General features: G+C 52.0%; 20 protein-coding genes. 3 read left to right on the top strand and 17 right to left on the bottom strand.

Features of this window, described 5'->3' with window-relative positions:
• Window positions 1-38: 38 nt before the first annotated feature.
• The 3 genes from KJS40_RS03900 to KJS40_RS03890 form a co-directional block, all read right to left on the bottom strand.
• Window positions 39-1,289 (bottom strand): methane monooxygenase/ammonia monooxygenase subunit B, encoded by a 1,251-nt coding sequence (locus KJS40_RS03900; protein WP_213537966.1) that lies wholly within the window; start codon window positions 1,287-1,289, stop codon window positions 39-41.
• Window positions 1,289-2,113, bottom strand: coding sequence for a methane monooxygenase/ammonia monooxygenase subunit A (locus KJS40_RS03895; RefSeq protein ID WP_025042266.1), 825 nt, complete (start codon window positions 2,111-2,113; stop codon window positions 1,289-1,291). The genes KJS40_RS03900 and KJS40_RS03895 overlap by 1 nt, the downstream gene beginning before the upstream one ends.
• Window positions 2,114-2,376: 263 nt before the next feature.
• Window positions 2,377-3,186 carry a methane monooxygenase/ammonia monooxygenase subunit C gene (locus KJS40_RS03890; RefSeq protein WP_053111335.1) on the bottom strand — a complete coding sequence of 270 codons (810 nt, stop codon included), beginning with the start codon at window positions 3,184-3,186 and terminating at the stop codon, window positions 2,377-2,379.
• Between the two features lie 673 nt (window positions 3,187-3,859).
• Here KJS40_RS03890 and gluQRS point away from each other — a divergent pair.
• From gluQRS to KJS40_RS03875, 3 genes are all read left to right on the top strand, one after another.
• Window positions 3,860-4,777: a tRNA glutamyl-Q(34) synthetase GluQRS gene (gene gluQRS, locus KJS40_RS03885; protein WP_213539130.1), complete on the top strand. Its 918-nt coding sequence runs from the start codon at window positions 3,860-3,862 to the stop codon at window positions 4,775-4,777.
• Between the two features lie 82 nt (window positions 4,778-4,859).
• On the top strand, window positions 4,860-5,039 hold the full coding sequence (locus KJS40_RS03880) for a hypothetical protein (RefSeq protein ID WP_213539129.1): 180 nt from the start codon (window positions 4,860-4,862) through the stop codon (window positions 5,037-5,039).
• 106 nt (window positions 5,040-5,145) lie between these two features.
• The gene (locus KJS40_RS03875; protein ID WP_213539128.1) at window positions 5,146-6,303 is read left to right on the top strand and encodes an FAD-dependent oxidoreductase; all 1,158 of its coding nucleotides are present in this window, start codon (window positions 5,146-5,148) and stop codon (window positions 6,301-6,303) included.
• Between the two features lie 82 nt (window positions 6,304-6,385).
• Here the strand turns inward: KJS40_RS03875 and KJS40_RS03870 are convergent, their stop codons facing one another.
• From KJS40_RS03870 to rplR, 14 genes are all read right to left on the bottom strand, one after another.
• Window positions 6,386-6,841 carry a DUF2806 domain-containing protein gene (locus tag KJS40_RS03870; protein ID WP_213539127.1) on the bottom strand — a complete coding sequence of 152 codons (456 nt, stop codon included), beginning with the start codon at window positions 6,839-6,841 and terminating at the stop codon, window positions 6,386-6,388.
• A gap of 93 nt (window positions 6,842-6,934) precedes the next feature.
• Complete coding sequence (locus KJS40_RS03865; RefSeq protein WP_213539126.1) at window positions 6,935-7,249, bottom strand: hypothetical protein; 315 nt, start codon at window positions 7,247-7,249, stop codon at window positions 6,935-6,937.
• 239 nt (window positions 7,250-7,488) lie between these two features.
• Window positions 7,489-7,887: a 50S ribosomal protein L17 gene (rplQ, locus tag KJS40_RS03860; protein ID WP_213539125.1), complete on the bottom strand. Its 399-nt coding sequence runs from the start codon at window positions 7,885-7,887 to the stop codon at window positions 7,489-7,491.
• Window positions 7,874-8,878: a DNA-directed RNA polymerase subunit alpha gene (rpoA, locus tag KJS40_RS03855; protein ID WP_072767107.1), complete on the bottom strand. Its 1,005-nt coding sequence runs from the start codon at window positions 8,876-8,878 to the stop codon at window positions 7,874-7,876. The genes rplQ and rpoA overlap by 14 nt, the downstream gene beginning before the upstream one ends.
• Before the next feature lie 33 nt (window positions 8,879-8,911).
• Window positions 8,912-9,538 (bottom strand): 30S ribosomal protein S4, encoded by a 627-nt coding sequence (gene rpsD / locus KJS40_RS03850; protein WP_090456908.1) that lies wholly within the window; start codon window positions 9,536-9,538, stop codon window positions 8,912-8,914.
• Window positions 9,539-9,548: 10 nt separating this feature from the next.
• Complete coding sequence (gene rpsK / locus KJS40_RS03845) at window positions 9,549-9,938, bottom strand: 30S ribosomal protein S11 (protein ID WP_004181016.1); 390 nt, start codon at window positions 9,936-9,938, stop codon at window positions 9,549-9,551.
• Window positions 9,939-9,979: 41 nt separating this feature from the next.
• Window positions 9,980-10,357: a 30S ribosomal protein S13 gene (rpsM, locus tag KJS40_RS03840; protein WP_025042187.1), complete on the bottom strand. Its 378-nt coding sequence runs from the start codon at window positions 10,355-10,357 to the stop codon at window positions 9,980-9,982.
• 54 nt (window positions 10,358-10,411) lie between these two features.
• A complete protein-coding gene (rpmJ, locus tag KJS40_RS03835; protein WP_072767110.1) occupies window positions 10,412-10,525 on the bottom strand; it encodes a 50S ribosomal protein L36 in 114 nt (37 codons plus the stop codon).
• Between the two features lie 16 nt (window positions 10,526-10,541).
• The gene (gene infA, locus KJS40_RS03830) at window positions 10,542-10,760 is read right to left on the bottom strand and encodes a translation initiation factor IF-1 (protein ID WP_011380144.1); all 219 of its coding nucleotides are present in this window, start codon (window positions 10,758-10,760) and stop codon (window positions 10,542-10,544) included.
• Between the two features lie 17 nt (window positions 10,761-10,777).
• On the bottom strand, window positions 10,778-12,106 hold the full coding sequence (gene secY / locus KJS40_RS03825; RefSeq protein ID WP_213539124.1) for a preprotein translocase subunit SecY: 1,329 nt from the start codon (window positions 12,104-12,106) through the stop codon (window positions 10,778-10,780).
• A 17-nt stretch (window positions 12,107-12,123) separates the two neighbouring features.
• On the bottom strand, window positions 12,124-12,555 hold the full coding sequence (gene rplO / locus KJS40_RS03820; RefSeq protein ID WP_213539123.1) for a 50S ribosomal protein L15: 432 nt from the start codon (window positions 12,553-12,555) through the stop codon (window positions 12,124-12,126).
• Window positions 12,556-12,744, bottom strand: a complete 189-nt coding sequence (rpmD, locus tag KJS40_RS03815; RefSeq protein ID WP_213539122.1) for a 50S ribosomal protein L30 — start codon at window positions 12,742-12,744, stop codon at window positions 12,556-12,558.
• A complete protein-coding gene (gene rpsE, locus KJS40_RS03810) occupies window positions 12,741-13,283 on the bottom strand; it encodes a 30S ribosomal protein S5 (protein ID WP_036576846.1) in 543 nt (180 codons plus the stop codon). Before rpsE ends, rpmD begins: the two co-directional genes overlap by 4 nt.
• A gap of 13 nt (window positions 13,284-13,296) precedes the next feature.
• A complete protein-coding gene (gene rplR, locus KJS40_RS03805) occupies window positions 13,297-13,653 on the bottom strand; it encodes a 50S ribosomal protein L18 (RefSeq protein WP_213539121.1) in 357 nt (118 codons plus the stop codon).
• Window positions 13,654-13,660: the final 7 nt, after the last annotated feature.

Here is a 13,660-nt window from a genome sequence, read left to right as displayed (position 1 = left end):
CCTTGCGGGACGGGGCTAGGCCTTGCGTCCCATGCGGCTTAGAGCTTGGTGAAGACCGGTATGACGGCGCCCGCTATGCTGTTGATGTTGCGATCGCCACTATCGCTCCATGTCATGAGCAATCCGCCAAAACGGCTTTCCGGGTCGCCCAGCAAGGCCATGAGCCGCTGTACTTCCCACAGTGCGTCTTTCGCTTCCATCTTCACTTCACGGGTCTCGCCCGGCTGTATCGGGGTCTCGTTGTCAAACGATAAGCCGGTGGCCACGAGTTCCTTCGGATAGTTGCGGTCCATGTGCTTCAAGCCCACTTTGTTGATGAACCGGATGCCGGCCGTGGTGAATTCGCCAATGCGGTAGGCTGAATCGCCGCTGTTGGTGACGCTCATGGTAACCCGCAGTGCCCGCCCCGGTACGTCGTAGTTGGCGTGGGTCACTTTGATGGAGATGGGGTTGGGTTTCACCGGCAACGGGGCAACCTTGGATTCACCCGCCTGGATGGGCACGGTGTAGGGATGCTTGTTTTCGGTGTAACGGTAGCCGCCCCATACGAGCCCAATGGTGGCAAGCAGTACGATCCAGGCCACTTTGGTGTCCATCGGGTCCAGCAGCAGTTCGTCGCCGTAGGCCAGCAGTACGCGGCTGCGCGGCAGGAACATGGGCCGGGCAACGTAGTAGCCGATCCAGAAGATGCCCAATCCCATCCACAGGGCGTGCCAGAAGAGGCCGTTGCCCAGGTTGAAGGTTTCGGTATCGATGGTCTCGCCTGTCAGCAGTTTGACGGGGTTGGTGAAGTCATCCCAGCTGCCGGTGATGTTCATCCAGGCGGCGGGGCCGGCAATCGGGCCTGCATCCTTGATGTTCAGCATGGCGTGCATGTGATGGCGACCCGGGATGCGGGCTTTGAGCCTGACTTCGAAGGCGTAGTCGCGTCCGATTTCGAGCGGGCCGGCAATCATGGTCGGTTCGCCGTTCAGCTTGGTGGAGAGGCGTACGAACACGGGGCTGGGGCTGCCGACGTTGAAGAAGGCGCGGCCCGGTTTGCCAACAGCGCGCGGCCAGTCTTCGGCCAGGTGAAATTTGCCGGTCATGCTGGCCAGGTCGTTCACTTTGGTGGTCTCAGGTCCCCATTTCATGTCGTACCACTGGATGGTACGCATGCGCAGGAAGGGTTCCTGGGAGCGTTCGCCGTGGGCCTGGGCCGGGGTGACGTCGAGCATGAAGGTCATGCCCAGGGCTGCCATGCCGCACAGGCCGGTCAGGCTGCGCTTGATGAGGTTGTTGAATTCCATTATTTGATCCCCTCGGGAAAGCCTTCTTCGCCAAATGCAGTGACGTCGTTTTTCATGGTGACGCGGCCACGGGCCCCTTTGACGTAGAAGAATGCGGTGCAGTAAAGTTTGCCGAAGTACCACCAGAGGCAGAACATGAGCATGGAGACGAAGGCGGCAAAGAATGAGGCGATGACGGTGGTGTGGCCGCCAAAGGTTCTGAGTGAGCCTTGTTCGATGTTGCGTACGTACTCGGGGGTGCCGGTGCGAACGTACAGGAAGCCGGTGTAGTCAGCAACGGACAACAGTACGCCTTCCGCTACCAGCGGCAGGTGGGTCGGGCCAAAGATGGGCCAGTTACCCGGGTAGAACAGGAGTCCGAATGCGCCTCCGCCGACTAAGGCTGTGATCATCCAGTTGCGGGTGAGCAGCATGACGGTGTCCATGACCAGTGCGCCCGGTATCATGGTGGAGGGGAAGACGAAGCTGATGGGGTAGTGCGACCACCAGTAGAAGCCCCAGTAGCGGGTCAGCCATTCGCCGGTCAGCAGGCAGACGACGCAGAGGGTGGCGCCAAAGGGCAGCCGGTAGTTGACCCACAGGTAGTACATGATGGCGGCGCAATAGGTGATGCCCACGATGGGGGTCACTACCGGCCACCATTGGCGGTCTTTCCAGTCCAGCCAGAAGTCCCAGTCGCCTGCCAGCAGCATGAAGTGCATGTGGTAGGTTCCAACCAGAAGGATACATAGAATCGGGAAATATACCGCGTCTATCATCCTGGACATCTTTACTGCTTCCGGCGGCATCTTGGCCGCCTTCAGTATTTCATCGGTTCTGCTCATCGCACCCTCCCCTCAAATGTCTACGATCTTAATACGTGAATGATGTGTTGCTGTTGCGTGTTGCTTGGTGCTGCTTGTCCTCTTTCCGCCCCAGCTTGTTTTTTTTGGGCTGGGTCTTTGTTCGCCGCAGCGGCGGTAGCGGCGGGCCGCTCTGCCGTCGGGTTGCGGCGGCAGAGCGGCCCAAGGTTCCTCAGGGTTCCTCGAGTCCGGGTGGTGCCAAATCAAAAAGACCGGCTGAACTTGGGTTCAGCCGGTCTTTCAGGTTACGGTACGATCCGGTTGTTGAGGATGACTTTGCTTTGGCCATTCCAGACGACGTCGGTCAGGTTGGAGTAGCGGGTGATGATCTGTGCTGCGATCCCGCCTGCAAACAGTCCCGACCAGCCCAGGATGACGAAGCCCCAGTGCAGCGGTGCGCTGAAGAGTTCTTCCATGAACCAGAAGGCATGACCCCATTCGTTCAGGCCTACGTTCGGCAGGATCATGAGCGGTCCGGCAATGGCCATGACGAGCGGGAACGAGGTGCCACGGGAGTACAGCGGCAGGCGGGTCATGGCGTACAGGTAGCTTGCCACGCCGCAGACGATGTACATGGGGAAGGAGCCGTAGAACACGACGACGTGGCTGGGGGTGAAGCTGGTGTCGCGGATGATGACCTGGTGCCAGGAGGCGTCCTGCTCGGTGAAGAAACTGCCGCCCCAGTATACGCCAAACAGGTAGACGCCCAGCCACATCATCCAGTAGAAGTAACGCTTGACTTCCAGTTTGGGGTCAAGGTTGTCCAGGTTGGTGTCGCGGGTCTTCCAGATCCAGCCCCAGGTGATGAGGGCAAAGATCGGCATGACGATCATGTGGACGCGCCACAGTCCCATCCATACTTTTTCAAACTCGGGTTCCATGGAGTCCATGCCGTGCGAGTAGGCGAAGGTCCGTTGATACCAGACCCAGAATATCGCTACCAGCAGCATGGTGATGAGCCCGAATTTGTACCACCTCGAGTCATACCACTCCGACATGTCGTAGTCGCGGCCGCTTGCCTTGGCGTGACCCGACGTTCCTAGTGTTGTTGCCATGTTGTTTCCTCCTGTTGCCTTGTTTCGTTGATCAAGTGCTGCGCGCTCTACCGGCTTGTCCTGCCCCTCTGTTCCTGAACTTGCCTCTGTTCCTGAACTACTCTACGCCGGTAGAAACTTCGATAATTTGTTGCTGTCCTGCTTTCCTTCAATCTGGTGTTGCTCGTTTTGTCTGGTTTACTGCTCAATACTTCGGGTGTTGCTTGATTTCCGGTGTTGCTTATGCTGCGGATGTTGCTCGATACGGTCCAACTTGTTTCATGTGTTTCTCTATGCCTGCGTTTCTGAATACGGTGTTACCAATACGTTACATACCCATAACCCCATAAAGACTATCCCCGAAGATGCACTAAGTCAAGCAGTTTGTCGGGGCTACAATAGAGCAAATCTTATAGCAATTTCCATGCCAAATTTGTTGGGGTTTTACATAAAACTTTCGGCATGTCAGTCAAGTTGGGCATCCCTCAGCCCGCCGTCGCTTGGAAAAAAGCAGTAAACAATGATATGGTTCCGTTTTTCTTGGCGGGTCCTAATGGAAGTTATCCGGCTAGTGGCAGAATAAGCTAAGATAATTCTGGAAGCGTATTATCACTGTTACCACATTTTCTTGTCGATTTTTTCGTCGATTTAATTACTGCCCACCCTTGATACCTCAGATCGATTAAGTTGACCGGTGGCTAATAGTCTACCCATTTTTCCAGCCTATTGTGGACGCTTTGCTCCATCTCCGACCGGACCGCTGCATTTCGGCTCCCTTGTCGCTGCCGTTGGCAGCTATCTCGAGGCGAAATCACGCCAGGGCAAGTGGATGGTCAGGATCGAAAACCTGGATCCGACGCGCGAAATTGCCGGCGTATCGGGGAAAATCCTGAATACCCTGCAAGCGCTGGGAATGGAATGGGATGGTGAGATTGTCTATCAAAAACAGCGGTACAAAACGTACCAGGCAGCGCTCGCTGTACTTGAAAGACAACATTTGATTTATCCTTGCGTCTGTAGCCGCAAGGAAATTGCGGATTCCACGATCACAGGAATAGATGGACCCATTTATCCTGGCACCTGCCGTGGACGCTCCCTTCATGACAAATGCCCAGGGGCACGGCGAATACGAACGGATGACAGACTGATCCAGTTCAAGGATTCGTTGCAAGGGCTGGTTCTACATCGATTGCACAGTGATATTGGGGATTTCGTGCTGCGCCGTGCCGATGGGGTTTTTGCTTATCAGTTGGCGGTGGTCGTTGACGACGCCGAGCAAAGGGTCACTCATGTGGTACGTGGGAAAGATTTGCTGAATTCCACTTCTCGTCAGATATACCTGCAACAATTGCTGGGTTATCCGACCCCCTCCTATCTGCATCTTCCGGTAGTGGTTAACGCTCAAGGTGAGAAACTCAGTAAACAGACCTGCGCTACGCCTCTTGATGTTTCCGATCCGATGCCGCAATTAATGATGGCTATACGTTTCCTGGGTCAAGCGCCGCCGGTGGAATTGATTGGAAGCGATATCAGTTCATTTTGGAAGTGGGCAACAGAAAACTGGAAGCCTGGGAGCATTCCTGAAAATAAGGAAACTTCCAGCAGAAATTGAATTCAGCCAAGATGGCCCCTCAGCAAGACATTCGTGCTACGCTGCTGCCCTGATTACGATAGCGGCTGAGTAACCCGTTAAAATGTTATACGAAATAAAGCCGGATAATCCATTAGGACGCGAGATGATGGCGAGGCAGGTTGCGAGACAGTTTTGCCGGTTGGGAGAAATCCATAGCCTGGTCTATGGACGCCGCGCAGGTAGCAAAAATGGCGGCGAAAATGGCCGCAAACTGACCGCTAGCACTCGCGTAGGCTCGTAGAGCCGCCTAATGAATTATCTGGGTTTAATATAGCCATGCCGGGGATCCCGGATGGGGTACTGATGAATGAAATAACAGAACTGATTTGCATTGCGAAGGAGGGGTAGTGCCTTTTCTACCATTTTACATACCCAGGCATAAGCAACTCAAAATTGTGATAGTGGGTGGCGGTTATGCGGGAATTGCAGCGCTGGTAACTCTTCTGCGCTATATGCCCGAGGCCCGCATCACGATCATCGATCCCAGGCTTCATCATCTCAAGATTACGCATATACATGAAACGTTCCGGTATCCACTGGACGACTTCCTCGTATCGTTTTCCGATCTTGAAAATCGCTTTGGCTGCCGGCACGTTTGCGCCCAGTTGATCCTGAACGACTGCATTCTCCAGCAGTGCCAGAAAGATGGATTTATCGTCGTCAACGATGAAATACTGGCATTTGATTATCTTCTGGTGGCCTCAGGTTCGCCCCTTGCGCAGCTGAGTAAATCAGACGATATTTTCGACCTGAGTGATTTCATGATCACCGCCGGCTCCGACTTGCTGAACCGTCAACGCGATATACATGGGTCCGGCGAGAACATCATTTCGGTAATAGGCGGAGGCGCCACAGGTATTCAATTTCTTTTTGAAATCGCCCATTTTCTTCGGCGCCGGAAATTCGGATGGAAGTTACGCTTGATTCACGGGGAAGATCGCGTACTTAACCAGTTTGGAGCAGGTTTTTCGGAATATACCCAGGCGCGCATGTCTGAACTGGATATTGATTTTTATCCTAATACGCGTTACCGCGGCCAGGCAGCAAATGAGATTTTGCTCGAAGAAAGCGATACGGGTCGCCAATTCAAGCTCTCATCCATCATCTCACTCCTGTTTCTCGGCAAAAAACTTGACACACCACTCTTCGCCAATGCATTCGGACAGATTGTGATCGAGCAGAAACAGATGGAGAATATTTTTACCGCCGGCGATTGTTCCATATATAACTCTGCCGGTTCCAATACCATGACAGCGCAATCCGGTGTTCGCAAAGGAATGCTGGCAGCAAGAAATATTTTACGTCACTCCGGCTCATTGAAGTTGCTGGAGCCGTATTTTCATCGCGACTTGGGTTACGTCATCAGTCTCGGACCATCGGATGCCGTCGGCTGGCTGGCACTCGAAGGCAACGTGGTGGGCGGCATGCCGGCGTTGATGATCAAGGAGATGGTAGAGGCTCAATACGATTTATTGCTGACGGGAATCGATACGTATCTGGTTTAAGCTTGAATGCCTGGTTTAGCAATATCGTTTAACAATACCATATCGTTAAAGAAGGATAGTTGAGCCGGTAAAGTATTCGGTATCAACGATTCGCCAGGATAGACGATATAACCATGCCCTGCTGAAACCATTTACCGATCACATATTCATAGAACTCCTGATTTTGCTTATTGCTGAAAACAGTCGCCAATGCTTTTCCTTTTTCTGTCAGGAGAACGTGACCAAGATCAAGTTGATTGTTCGCTTCCTCCACAAACTGGATCTTCGTAGCCCGGCCGAAATAAAACAGGCGGGTATGCTTGCCGAACCATCTCTTCACATATCCAGCGGCCTCAAAGGATATCAGGCCGATCGACTCCAAATGTTTTAATACTCGCAAGTTGATACCCTGTTTTGTATAAACCGCATGCTCCGGATTATAAATTAAAGGCAGCGCCTCCCCTTGAATCCATACAAACTGGCAAAGAGACGTAAAAAGCGCTGCATCGTCTTCATCAAGATCAGGAGTATGGGTGTTTATCTCTTTTTTTGAAGACATTGCCAACGCAGTATCAATGAAGTTTATTCTTTCCCCAAAGTTTAGCTGCGCTCGGGCAAATTTTTGACGGATATGCCGGGATGGTATAGTGCGTTAAAATTGATGACCGCGACGGGAAAGTTCCTCATCAATTTTTTCGAGAAAACTTATATTTTTTTTCCGCTGTTTTTCGCCCTTGTACCAGGTAAAGCAGGCAAGAGTACCAAGCAAGACCAAGAGAAGGTTGGTCCCGGTCGGGCCGCCGAAAAACATATCCATAAGCCCGGTCAGCAATGCAAACGCACCCGCTATACCATTCCAGTTCAAGAACTTGTTTCCCCACGTCGGGGCTTCACGTTGGAGACGCCACGCAAGAAGTTTCTCACGTATCGAAACAAGTTCCGCCACGGTCCAAGTCGTTAAATCCATCGGAATAGCCCCAGCTGAAATAAAAGATACATAACCGATTGAATGTCCATGCTAGCGATAGCTCAGACCAGTGTATGTTGGAAGCATACAAGAATTCTCCGGACCAGACAATGGTTTATGCTTGCGCGGAGATAAAGCAGATTTTGTTCCACGATGCTAAACCGCATCAGTTTATCAATGTCGATCAGACATAAAGAAGCCGGGATAACCCGGCTTCTTTTTTTACCTATTGCCAGCACTTACGTATCGGCTTTTCCAGCTGTAGTCGCAGTTAATTGCTCTGGTCGATCCAGCAATTCCACCAATGCCATCGGTGCGTTGTCACCCTTGCGAAAACCGAATTTAAGAATACGCAAGTAACCGCCGTTACGTGTTTGATATCGGGGACCCAGTTCACCGAATAATTTCCCGACCATGTCACGATCGCGCAAGCGATTAAAGGCCAGACGTCGATTTGCCAGCGATGGTTTTTTGCCCAGCGTTATCATCGGCTCGATTACACGACGCAACTCCTTGGCCTTAGGTAGGGTGGTTTTAATCACCTCATGCCGCAACAATGAATTGGTCATGTTACGTAGCATCGCCAACCGGTGGCTGCTCGTTCGATTTAGCTTTCGTAGCCCATTATGGTGCCGCATGACTTGTTTCCTTTTTTCCCTTATCAAGATTGGAAGGCGGCCAACTTTCCAGCTTCATGCCCAGCGTCAACCCGCGGGACGCCAATACCTCCTTTATTTCATTGAGAGATTTTCTTCCCAAATTGGGGGTTTTCAGCAATTCCGTTTCTGTGCGCTGAATCAGGTCGCCAATATAATAGATATTCTCCGCTTTCAGGCAATTGGCCGAGCGCACGGTAAGCTCCAAATCATCCACCGGTCGAAGTAATACTGGATCGATCTGGGGCAATTTTGGCTGCTCCACCGGTAACGGCGTGCCCTTCAGGTCGGCAAATATGGAGAGTTGCTCAACCAGTACCTTCGCTGCATAACGGATTGCTTCCTCTGGATCGACAACGCCGTTGGTTTCAATATCCATAACGAGCTTGTCGAGGTCGGTACGCTGCTCAACCCGAGCACTCTCCACCGCATAACTTACGCGCCGCACCGGACTGAAAGATGCATCCAGCAAAATACTGCCAAGAGCACGCCCTTCACTTGTCAATTGCCGCACGGTTCCAGGTACATAACCGCGCCCAAGTTCAACCTTGATTTGCATATCCAGCTTCCCGCCGGCAGTAAGGTGTGCCACCACATGATCTGGATTAATGATCTCCACATCATGTCCCGCCTCGATGTCGCCGGCAGTGACCGTACCTTCACCTTTCTTTTTGAGGATCAGAATGGCCTCGGTTCGGCTGTGCAGCTTTAAAACGATACCCTTGAGATTGAGCAGAATATCGACCACATCCTCTTGTACACCATCCAGCGCAGAATACTCATGCACTACACCGCTAATCTGAACCTCGGTTGGTGCGAATCCCGGCATGGACGATAACAAAATTCGACGTAACGCATTTCCCAACGTGTGTCCGTACCCACGTTCAAACGGTTCCATGATAATTTTGGCATGCAGCGGGGAAATATTCTGCACGTCAATAATGCGGGGCGTAAGAAAAGTGTTACTTGGCATAGCCTGATCCTTTTGCCGAAACCTGGGCGGTAATTACTTGGAATACAACTCAATGACTAGAGATTCATTGATGCTCGAAGGTAAATCAGAACGCTCAGGTTTAACTTTAAACGTTCCTTTCATCGCCTTGACATCCATCTCTATCCACTCTGGAAAATTACGGTGCTCAGCTGCTTCCACCGCAGCCTTGATGCGCAGATGGCCTTTAGCCTTTTCTGCAACTTCTATCACATCACCGGGCTTAACCTGATAGGAAGGAATATTGGTCCGGCGTCCATTTACCAGGATGCCGTTATGACGCACAATCTGGCGCGCCTCTGACCGTGATGCACCAAATCCCATGCGGTATGAAACCGTATCCAGGCGACATTCCAGCAACTGCAGCAAATTTTCACCGGTAATACCGCGCTGCCTTTCCGCCAGTTCATAATTGTTATGGAACTGGCGTTCCAATATGCCATATATCCTGCGCAACTTCTGTTTCTCGCGCAACTGGACCCCATAATCAGACAATCGCGTACTTTTCTGACCGTGCTGACCGGGCGCATAGTTCCTGCGCTCGATTGCGCATTTGTCGGTAAAACACTTCTCGCCTTTCAGGAATAACTTCTCCCCTTCCCGGCGACATTGGCGACATTTAGGATCAAGATTTCTAGCCACAGACCACTCCTTAAATACGGCGTTTCTTCGGTGGACGGCAACCGTTATGCGGAACCGGCGTCACATCCGAAATACTGGTGATTTTAAAACCGGCTGCGTTCAAAGCCCGCACAGCGGATTCACGTCCTGGACCAGGACCTTTGATACGCACTTCCAAATTCTTTACTCCACATTCCTGAGCAACCTTACTTGCCTGCTCGGCTGCCACTTGAGCAGCGAATGGAGTACTTTTACGCGACCCCTTGAATCCGGCACCCCCGGAAGTTGCCCATGACAAAGCATTGCCCTGGCGGTCCGTGATAGTCACGATAGTGTTATTAAACGATGCATGAACGTGGGCAATACCCTCCGCTACATTTTTCTTGACCTTCTTACGAACCCGTGTGGCTGCTTTTACCATATCGAATTATTCCTGTATGCTACCGTTCAGTTGGCTGAAATTTATCTTGCTGCCTTTGCGTTGGAAGCCCGAACTGCCTTGCGTGGCCCCTTACGCGTCCTTGCATTCGTACGAGTACGCTGACCCCGTACCGGCAAACCACGACGGTGACGCAATCCACGATAACAACCCAAATCCATCAAACGCTTGATATTCATTGAGATTTCACGCCGCAGGTCGCCCTCGACCGCAAATTTAGCGACGTTATCTCTCAGCTTATCCATTTGAGCATCGGTTACATCCTTGATCTTGGTGGAAGCACCGATGCCAACCGCAGCACAAATCTCCCGCGCTCTGGTGCGACCTATGCCGTAGATTGAAGTTAACGCAATTTCGGCATGCTGATGATTCGGGATATTTACTCCAGCGATACGGGCCATACAGGTTTCCCACAAAAATTTTGAATTATAACATCGAAAGTGATGCTTATTCGATCAACCTTGACGTTGCTTATGCCTTGGATCGGAACAAATTACCCGAACTATCCGATTGCGTTTAATGATCTTGCAATTACGGCAGATTTTTTTAACAGAGGCTAATACTTTCATAAATGCTCCTTCCCGGCTATTTAGCGCGAAATGTTATTCGCGCTCTGCTTAAATCGTAAGGCGTCAAATCCACCGTTACCTTATCCCCGGGTAAAATCCGAATGTAATGCATTCGCATTTTTCCAGAAATATGCCCCAGCACGATGTGCCCATTTTCCAGCTTGACACGGAAGGTCGCATTTGGCAACGTTTCCAATATCTCGCCCTGCATTTGTATTGTTTCTTCTTTGGCCATCCTATCCTTAGATGTAACTATCTCGCCGGCAATCCACCGCCGCCCTTGAAGTTGGTTTTCTTCAGCAAGCTTTCATACTGATGAGACATTATGTACGCCTGAACCTGCGCCATGAAGTCCATGGTTACCACCACGATAATGAGGAGAGACGTCCCTCCAAAGTAAAATGGCACGTTCCATTTCAAGATCAGGAATTCCGGCAACAAGCACACGAGTGTTACGTAAATCGCTCCGGCCAGGGTAAGTCTCAGCATAATGCGTTCGATATACTTGGCAGTTTGCTCGCCCGGACGAATTCCAGGGATGAAAGCCCCACTTTTTTTCAGATTCTCGGCAGTTTCTCTCGGATTAAATACAAGCGCGGTATAAAAAAAACAGAAAAATATGATCATCGCCGCATACATCATCACGTAGATCGGTTGGCCCGGCGATAGCGCACCGCTCATATCCTTCAACCAGCTCATAGATTCGCCCGTCGCAAACCACCCCGCCAACGTAGCCGGAAATAAAATAATGCTGGAAGCGAAGATCGGGGGAATGACACCCGACATATTCAGCTTCAACGGCAAATGAGAACTTTGGCCGCCATAAACCTTTCGTCCAACCTGGCGTTTCGCATAATTCACCAGTATCTTCCGCTGACCGCGTTCGACGAAAACCACGAAGGCTGTCACCGCCGTTGCCGCCACGAAGATCCCCAACGCCACCAGAAAATGCATCGCACCCGTTCTGACCAGTTCCAACGTACCCCCGATTGCGCTGGGGAGTCCCGCTGCAATGCCGGCGAAAATTATGAGCGATATGCCATTGCCGATGCCGCGTTCAGTAATCTGCTCGCCTAGCCACATCAAAAATATCGTACCGGTAACCAACGTTATCACCGTCGTCAACAGGAACATTGGTCCGGGCTCGATCACCAATCCAGGCTGGGCTTGCAATGCGATCGATATGCCATACCCCTGCAGCAACGCCAGTCCCAATGTACCGTATCGAGTGTATTGGGTAATTTTCCTGCGACCCGATTCACCTTCCTTCTTCAGCGCTTCGAGATAGGGAAACGCAACAGTACCCAATTGCATGATGATCGACGCCGAAATATACGGCATGATCCCAAGGGCAAAGATCGAAAAACGGGAGAGCGCGCCACCCGAAAACATGTTGAACATACCAAGGATGCCCCCCTGCTGCGACTCGAATAAGTCTTTCAGCACCAGAGGGTCGATACCTGGCACCGGAACATGCGCCCCGATACGATAAACAACCAATGCGAGCAACAGAAACCACAGCCGACGTTTCAAGTCGCCCAGCTTTCCGGAGAGTCCCCGCAGGGATTCACTAGCGGCCAATCTGTCTCCTCTCGAGTTTATTCAACGCTGCCGCCAACGGCTTCGATGGCAGCTTTGGCGCCTTTTGTGACTGCAATGCCTTGCAACTTAAATGCGCGTTCCACCTTTCCGGAAAGTATCACTTTGGCGCTCAAGGCAGATCCGGGAATAACCCCCGCCTGCTTCAGAACCAGAATATCTATTTCGTCCCCGGGTAAACTTCCCAAGGCCGACAGTCGCACCTCAGCGGTATCACTCCGGGTAAGTGATACAAAACCGCGTTTGGGCAGGCGACGTTGGAGAGGCATCTGCCCGCCTTCGAAACCCACCTTATGAAAGCCACCCGAGCGGGATTTTTGTCCTTTGTGACCTCGTCCGGCAGTTTTACCGAGGCCGGAACCAATGCCACGCCCCAAACGCCGCCTTGCATGCTTGGCGCCACCGGCGGGTTTAATGGAATTCAGCTGCATCTACGCCTCACTCTTTACAAGGTAATAAATATTATTGATCATACCTCGCACGGCTGGAGTATCCTCCAGCTCAGCGCTACTGTTTATTCCGCGCAATCCCAATCCACGCGCAGTCGCACGATGCGATCGTTTCGTACCGATCAGGCTCTTGACCAAAGTAACCTTAATCTTTTTTTTATCCTCGGTCATTTCGCCAGCCCCATGATTTCTTCTACGCTCTTGCCCCTTTTGGCCGCGATTTCCGCTGGCGTATTCATCGCTTGCAGTCCATGCAAGGTCGCACGCACCACGTTATAAGGGTTGGTTGAACCGATGCATTTGGCGAGGATATTATGAACACCCATCACTTCAAATATCGCACGCATTGGGCCTCCAGCAATAATACCGGTCCCTTCGGACGCCGGTTGCATATAGACCGTAGCGGCGCCATGCCTGCCGATGACCGGGTGGTGTAACGTACCATTCTTCAGGCTTACCTTGATCATCTTCCGGCGCGCTTCATCCATCGCCTTCTGTACAGCGACTGGCACTTCCCGGGATTTACCTTTACCCATGCCGACACCGCCATCGCCGTTTCCGACCACTGTCAGTGCGGCAAACCCGAGGATGCGGCCTCCCTTGACCACTTTGGTGACCCGATTGATCGCCACCATTTTTTCCTTCAGGCCATCACCCCGATCATCACCCTGAGGCACCTTCCCTTGCATTCGTCCTTGCATTTTAGCCATTATCTTTCCTCAGTTAGAATTTGAGGCCATGTTCACGAGCAGCTTCGGCCAATGCCTTTACGCGCCCATGATACTTGAACCCCGAGCGGTCGAATGAAACCGTCTCGATACCTAAACCCTTGGCTTTTTCCGCAACCCGCTTCCCCACTGCCGCTGCCGCATCAACGGTGCCACCGTTGGGCAACTCCTTGCGAACCTCCGGTTCCAAGGTGGATGCGCTGGTCAAGACCCTTCCGCCAGAGCCATCTATCAGCTGCGCATAGATATGACAATTGCTGCGATGCACCGCCAAACGCACCATCTTCAGCTCGGCGATCTTGGCGCGCGTCCGACGAGCACGGCGCAAACGGGATTTTGTTGGATTCGGCATATCTACC

The sequence above is a fragment of the Nitrosospira sp. NRS527 genome (assembly GCF_018406445.1).
GTDB classification, from domain to species: Bacteria; Pseudomonadota; Gammaproteobacteria; order Burkholderiales; family Nitrosomonadaceae; genus Nitrosospira; species Nitrosospira briensis.
This window is presented reverse-complemented; position numbering and strand designations above follow the sequence as displayed.

What these genes read in the sequence shown, in the direction of transcription:
- KJS40_RS03890 (WP_053111335.1), bottom strand. Translation starts at nt 3,186, where the DNA reads ATGGCAACAACACTAGGAACGTCGGGTCACGCCAAGGCAAGCGGCCGC.
- infA (WP_011380144.1), bottom strand. Translation starts at nt 10,760, where the DNA reads ATGGCCAAAGAAGAAACAATACAAATGCAGGGCGAGATATTGGAAACG.
- rpmJ (WP_072767110.1), bottom strand. Translation starts at nt 10,525, where the DNA reads ATGAAAGTATTAGCCTCTGTTAAAAAAATCTGCCGTAATTGCAAGATC.
- rplO (WP_213539123.1), bottom strand. Translation starts at nt 12,555, where the DNA reads ATGCAGCTGAATTCCATTAAACCCGCCGGTGGCGCCAAGCATGCAAGG.
- rplQ (WP_213539125.1), bottom strand. Translation starts at nt 7,887, where the DNA reads ATGCGGCACCATAATGGGCTACGAAAGCTAAATCGAACGAGCAGCCAC.
- KJS40_RS03895 (WP_025042266.1), bottom strand. Translation starts at nt 2,113, where the DNA reads ATGAGCAGAACCGATGAAATACTGAAGGCGGCCAAGATGCCGCCGGAA.
- rpsK (WP_004181016.1), bottom strand. Translation starts at nt 9,938, where the DNA reads ATGGTAAAAGCAGCCACACGGGTTCGTAAGAAGGTCAAGAAAAATGTA.
- KJS40_RS03880 (WP_213539129.1), top strand. Translation starts at nt 4,860, where the DNA reads ATGTTATACGAAATAAAGCCGGATAATCCATTAGGACGCGAGATGATG.
- KJS40_RS03900 (WP_213537966.1), bottom strand. Translation starts at nt 1,289, where the DNA reads ATGGAATTCAACAACCTCATCAAGCGCAGCCTGACCGGCCTGTGCGGC.
- rpmD (WP_213539122.1), bottom strand. Translation starts at nt 12,744, where the DNA reads ATGACCGAGGATAAAAAAAAGATTAAGGTTACTTTGGTCAAGAGCCTG.
- rpsE (WP_036576846.1), bottom strand. Translation starts at nt 13,283, where the DNA reads ATGGCTAAAATGCAAGGACGAATGCAAGGGAAGGTGCCTCAGGGTGAT.
- KJS40_RS03865 (WP_213539126.1), bottom strand. Translation starts at nt 7,249, where the DNA reads ATGGATTTAACGACTTGGACCGTGGCGGAACTTGTTTCGATACGTGAG.
- rplR (WP_213539121.1), bottom strand. Translation starts at nt 13,653, where the DNA reads ATGCCGAATCCAACAAAATCCCGTTTGCGCCGTGCTCGTCGGACGCGC.
- KJS40_RS03870 (WP_213539127.1), bottom strand. Translation starts at nt 6,841, where the DNA reads ATGTCTTCAAAAAAAGAGATAAACACCCATACTCCTGATCTTGATGAA.
- rpoA (WP_072767107.1), bottom strand. Translation starts at nt 8,878, where the DNA reads ATGCCAAGTAACACTTTTCTTACGCCCCGCATTATTGACGTGCAGAAT.
- rpsM (WP_025042187.1), bottom strand. Translation starts at nt 10,357, where the DNA reads ATGGCCCGTATCGCTGGAGTAAATATCCCGAATCATCAGCATGCCGAA.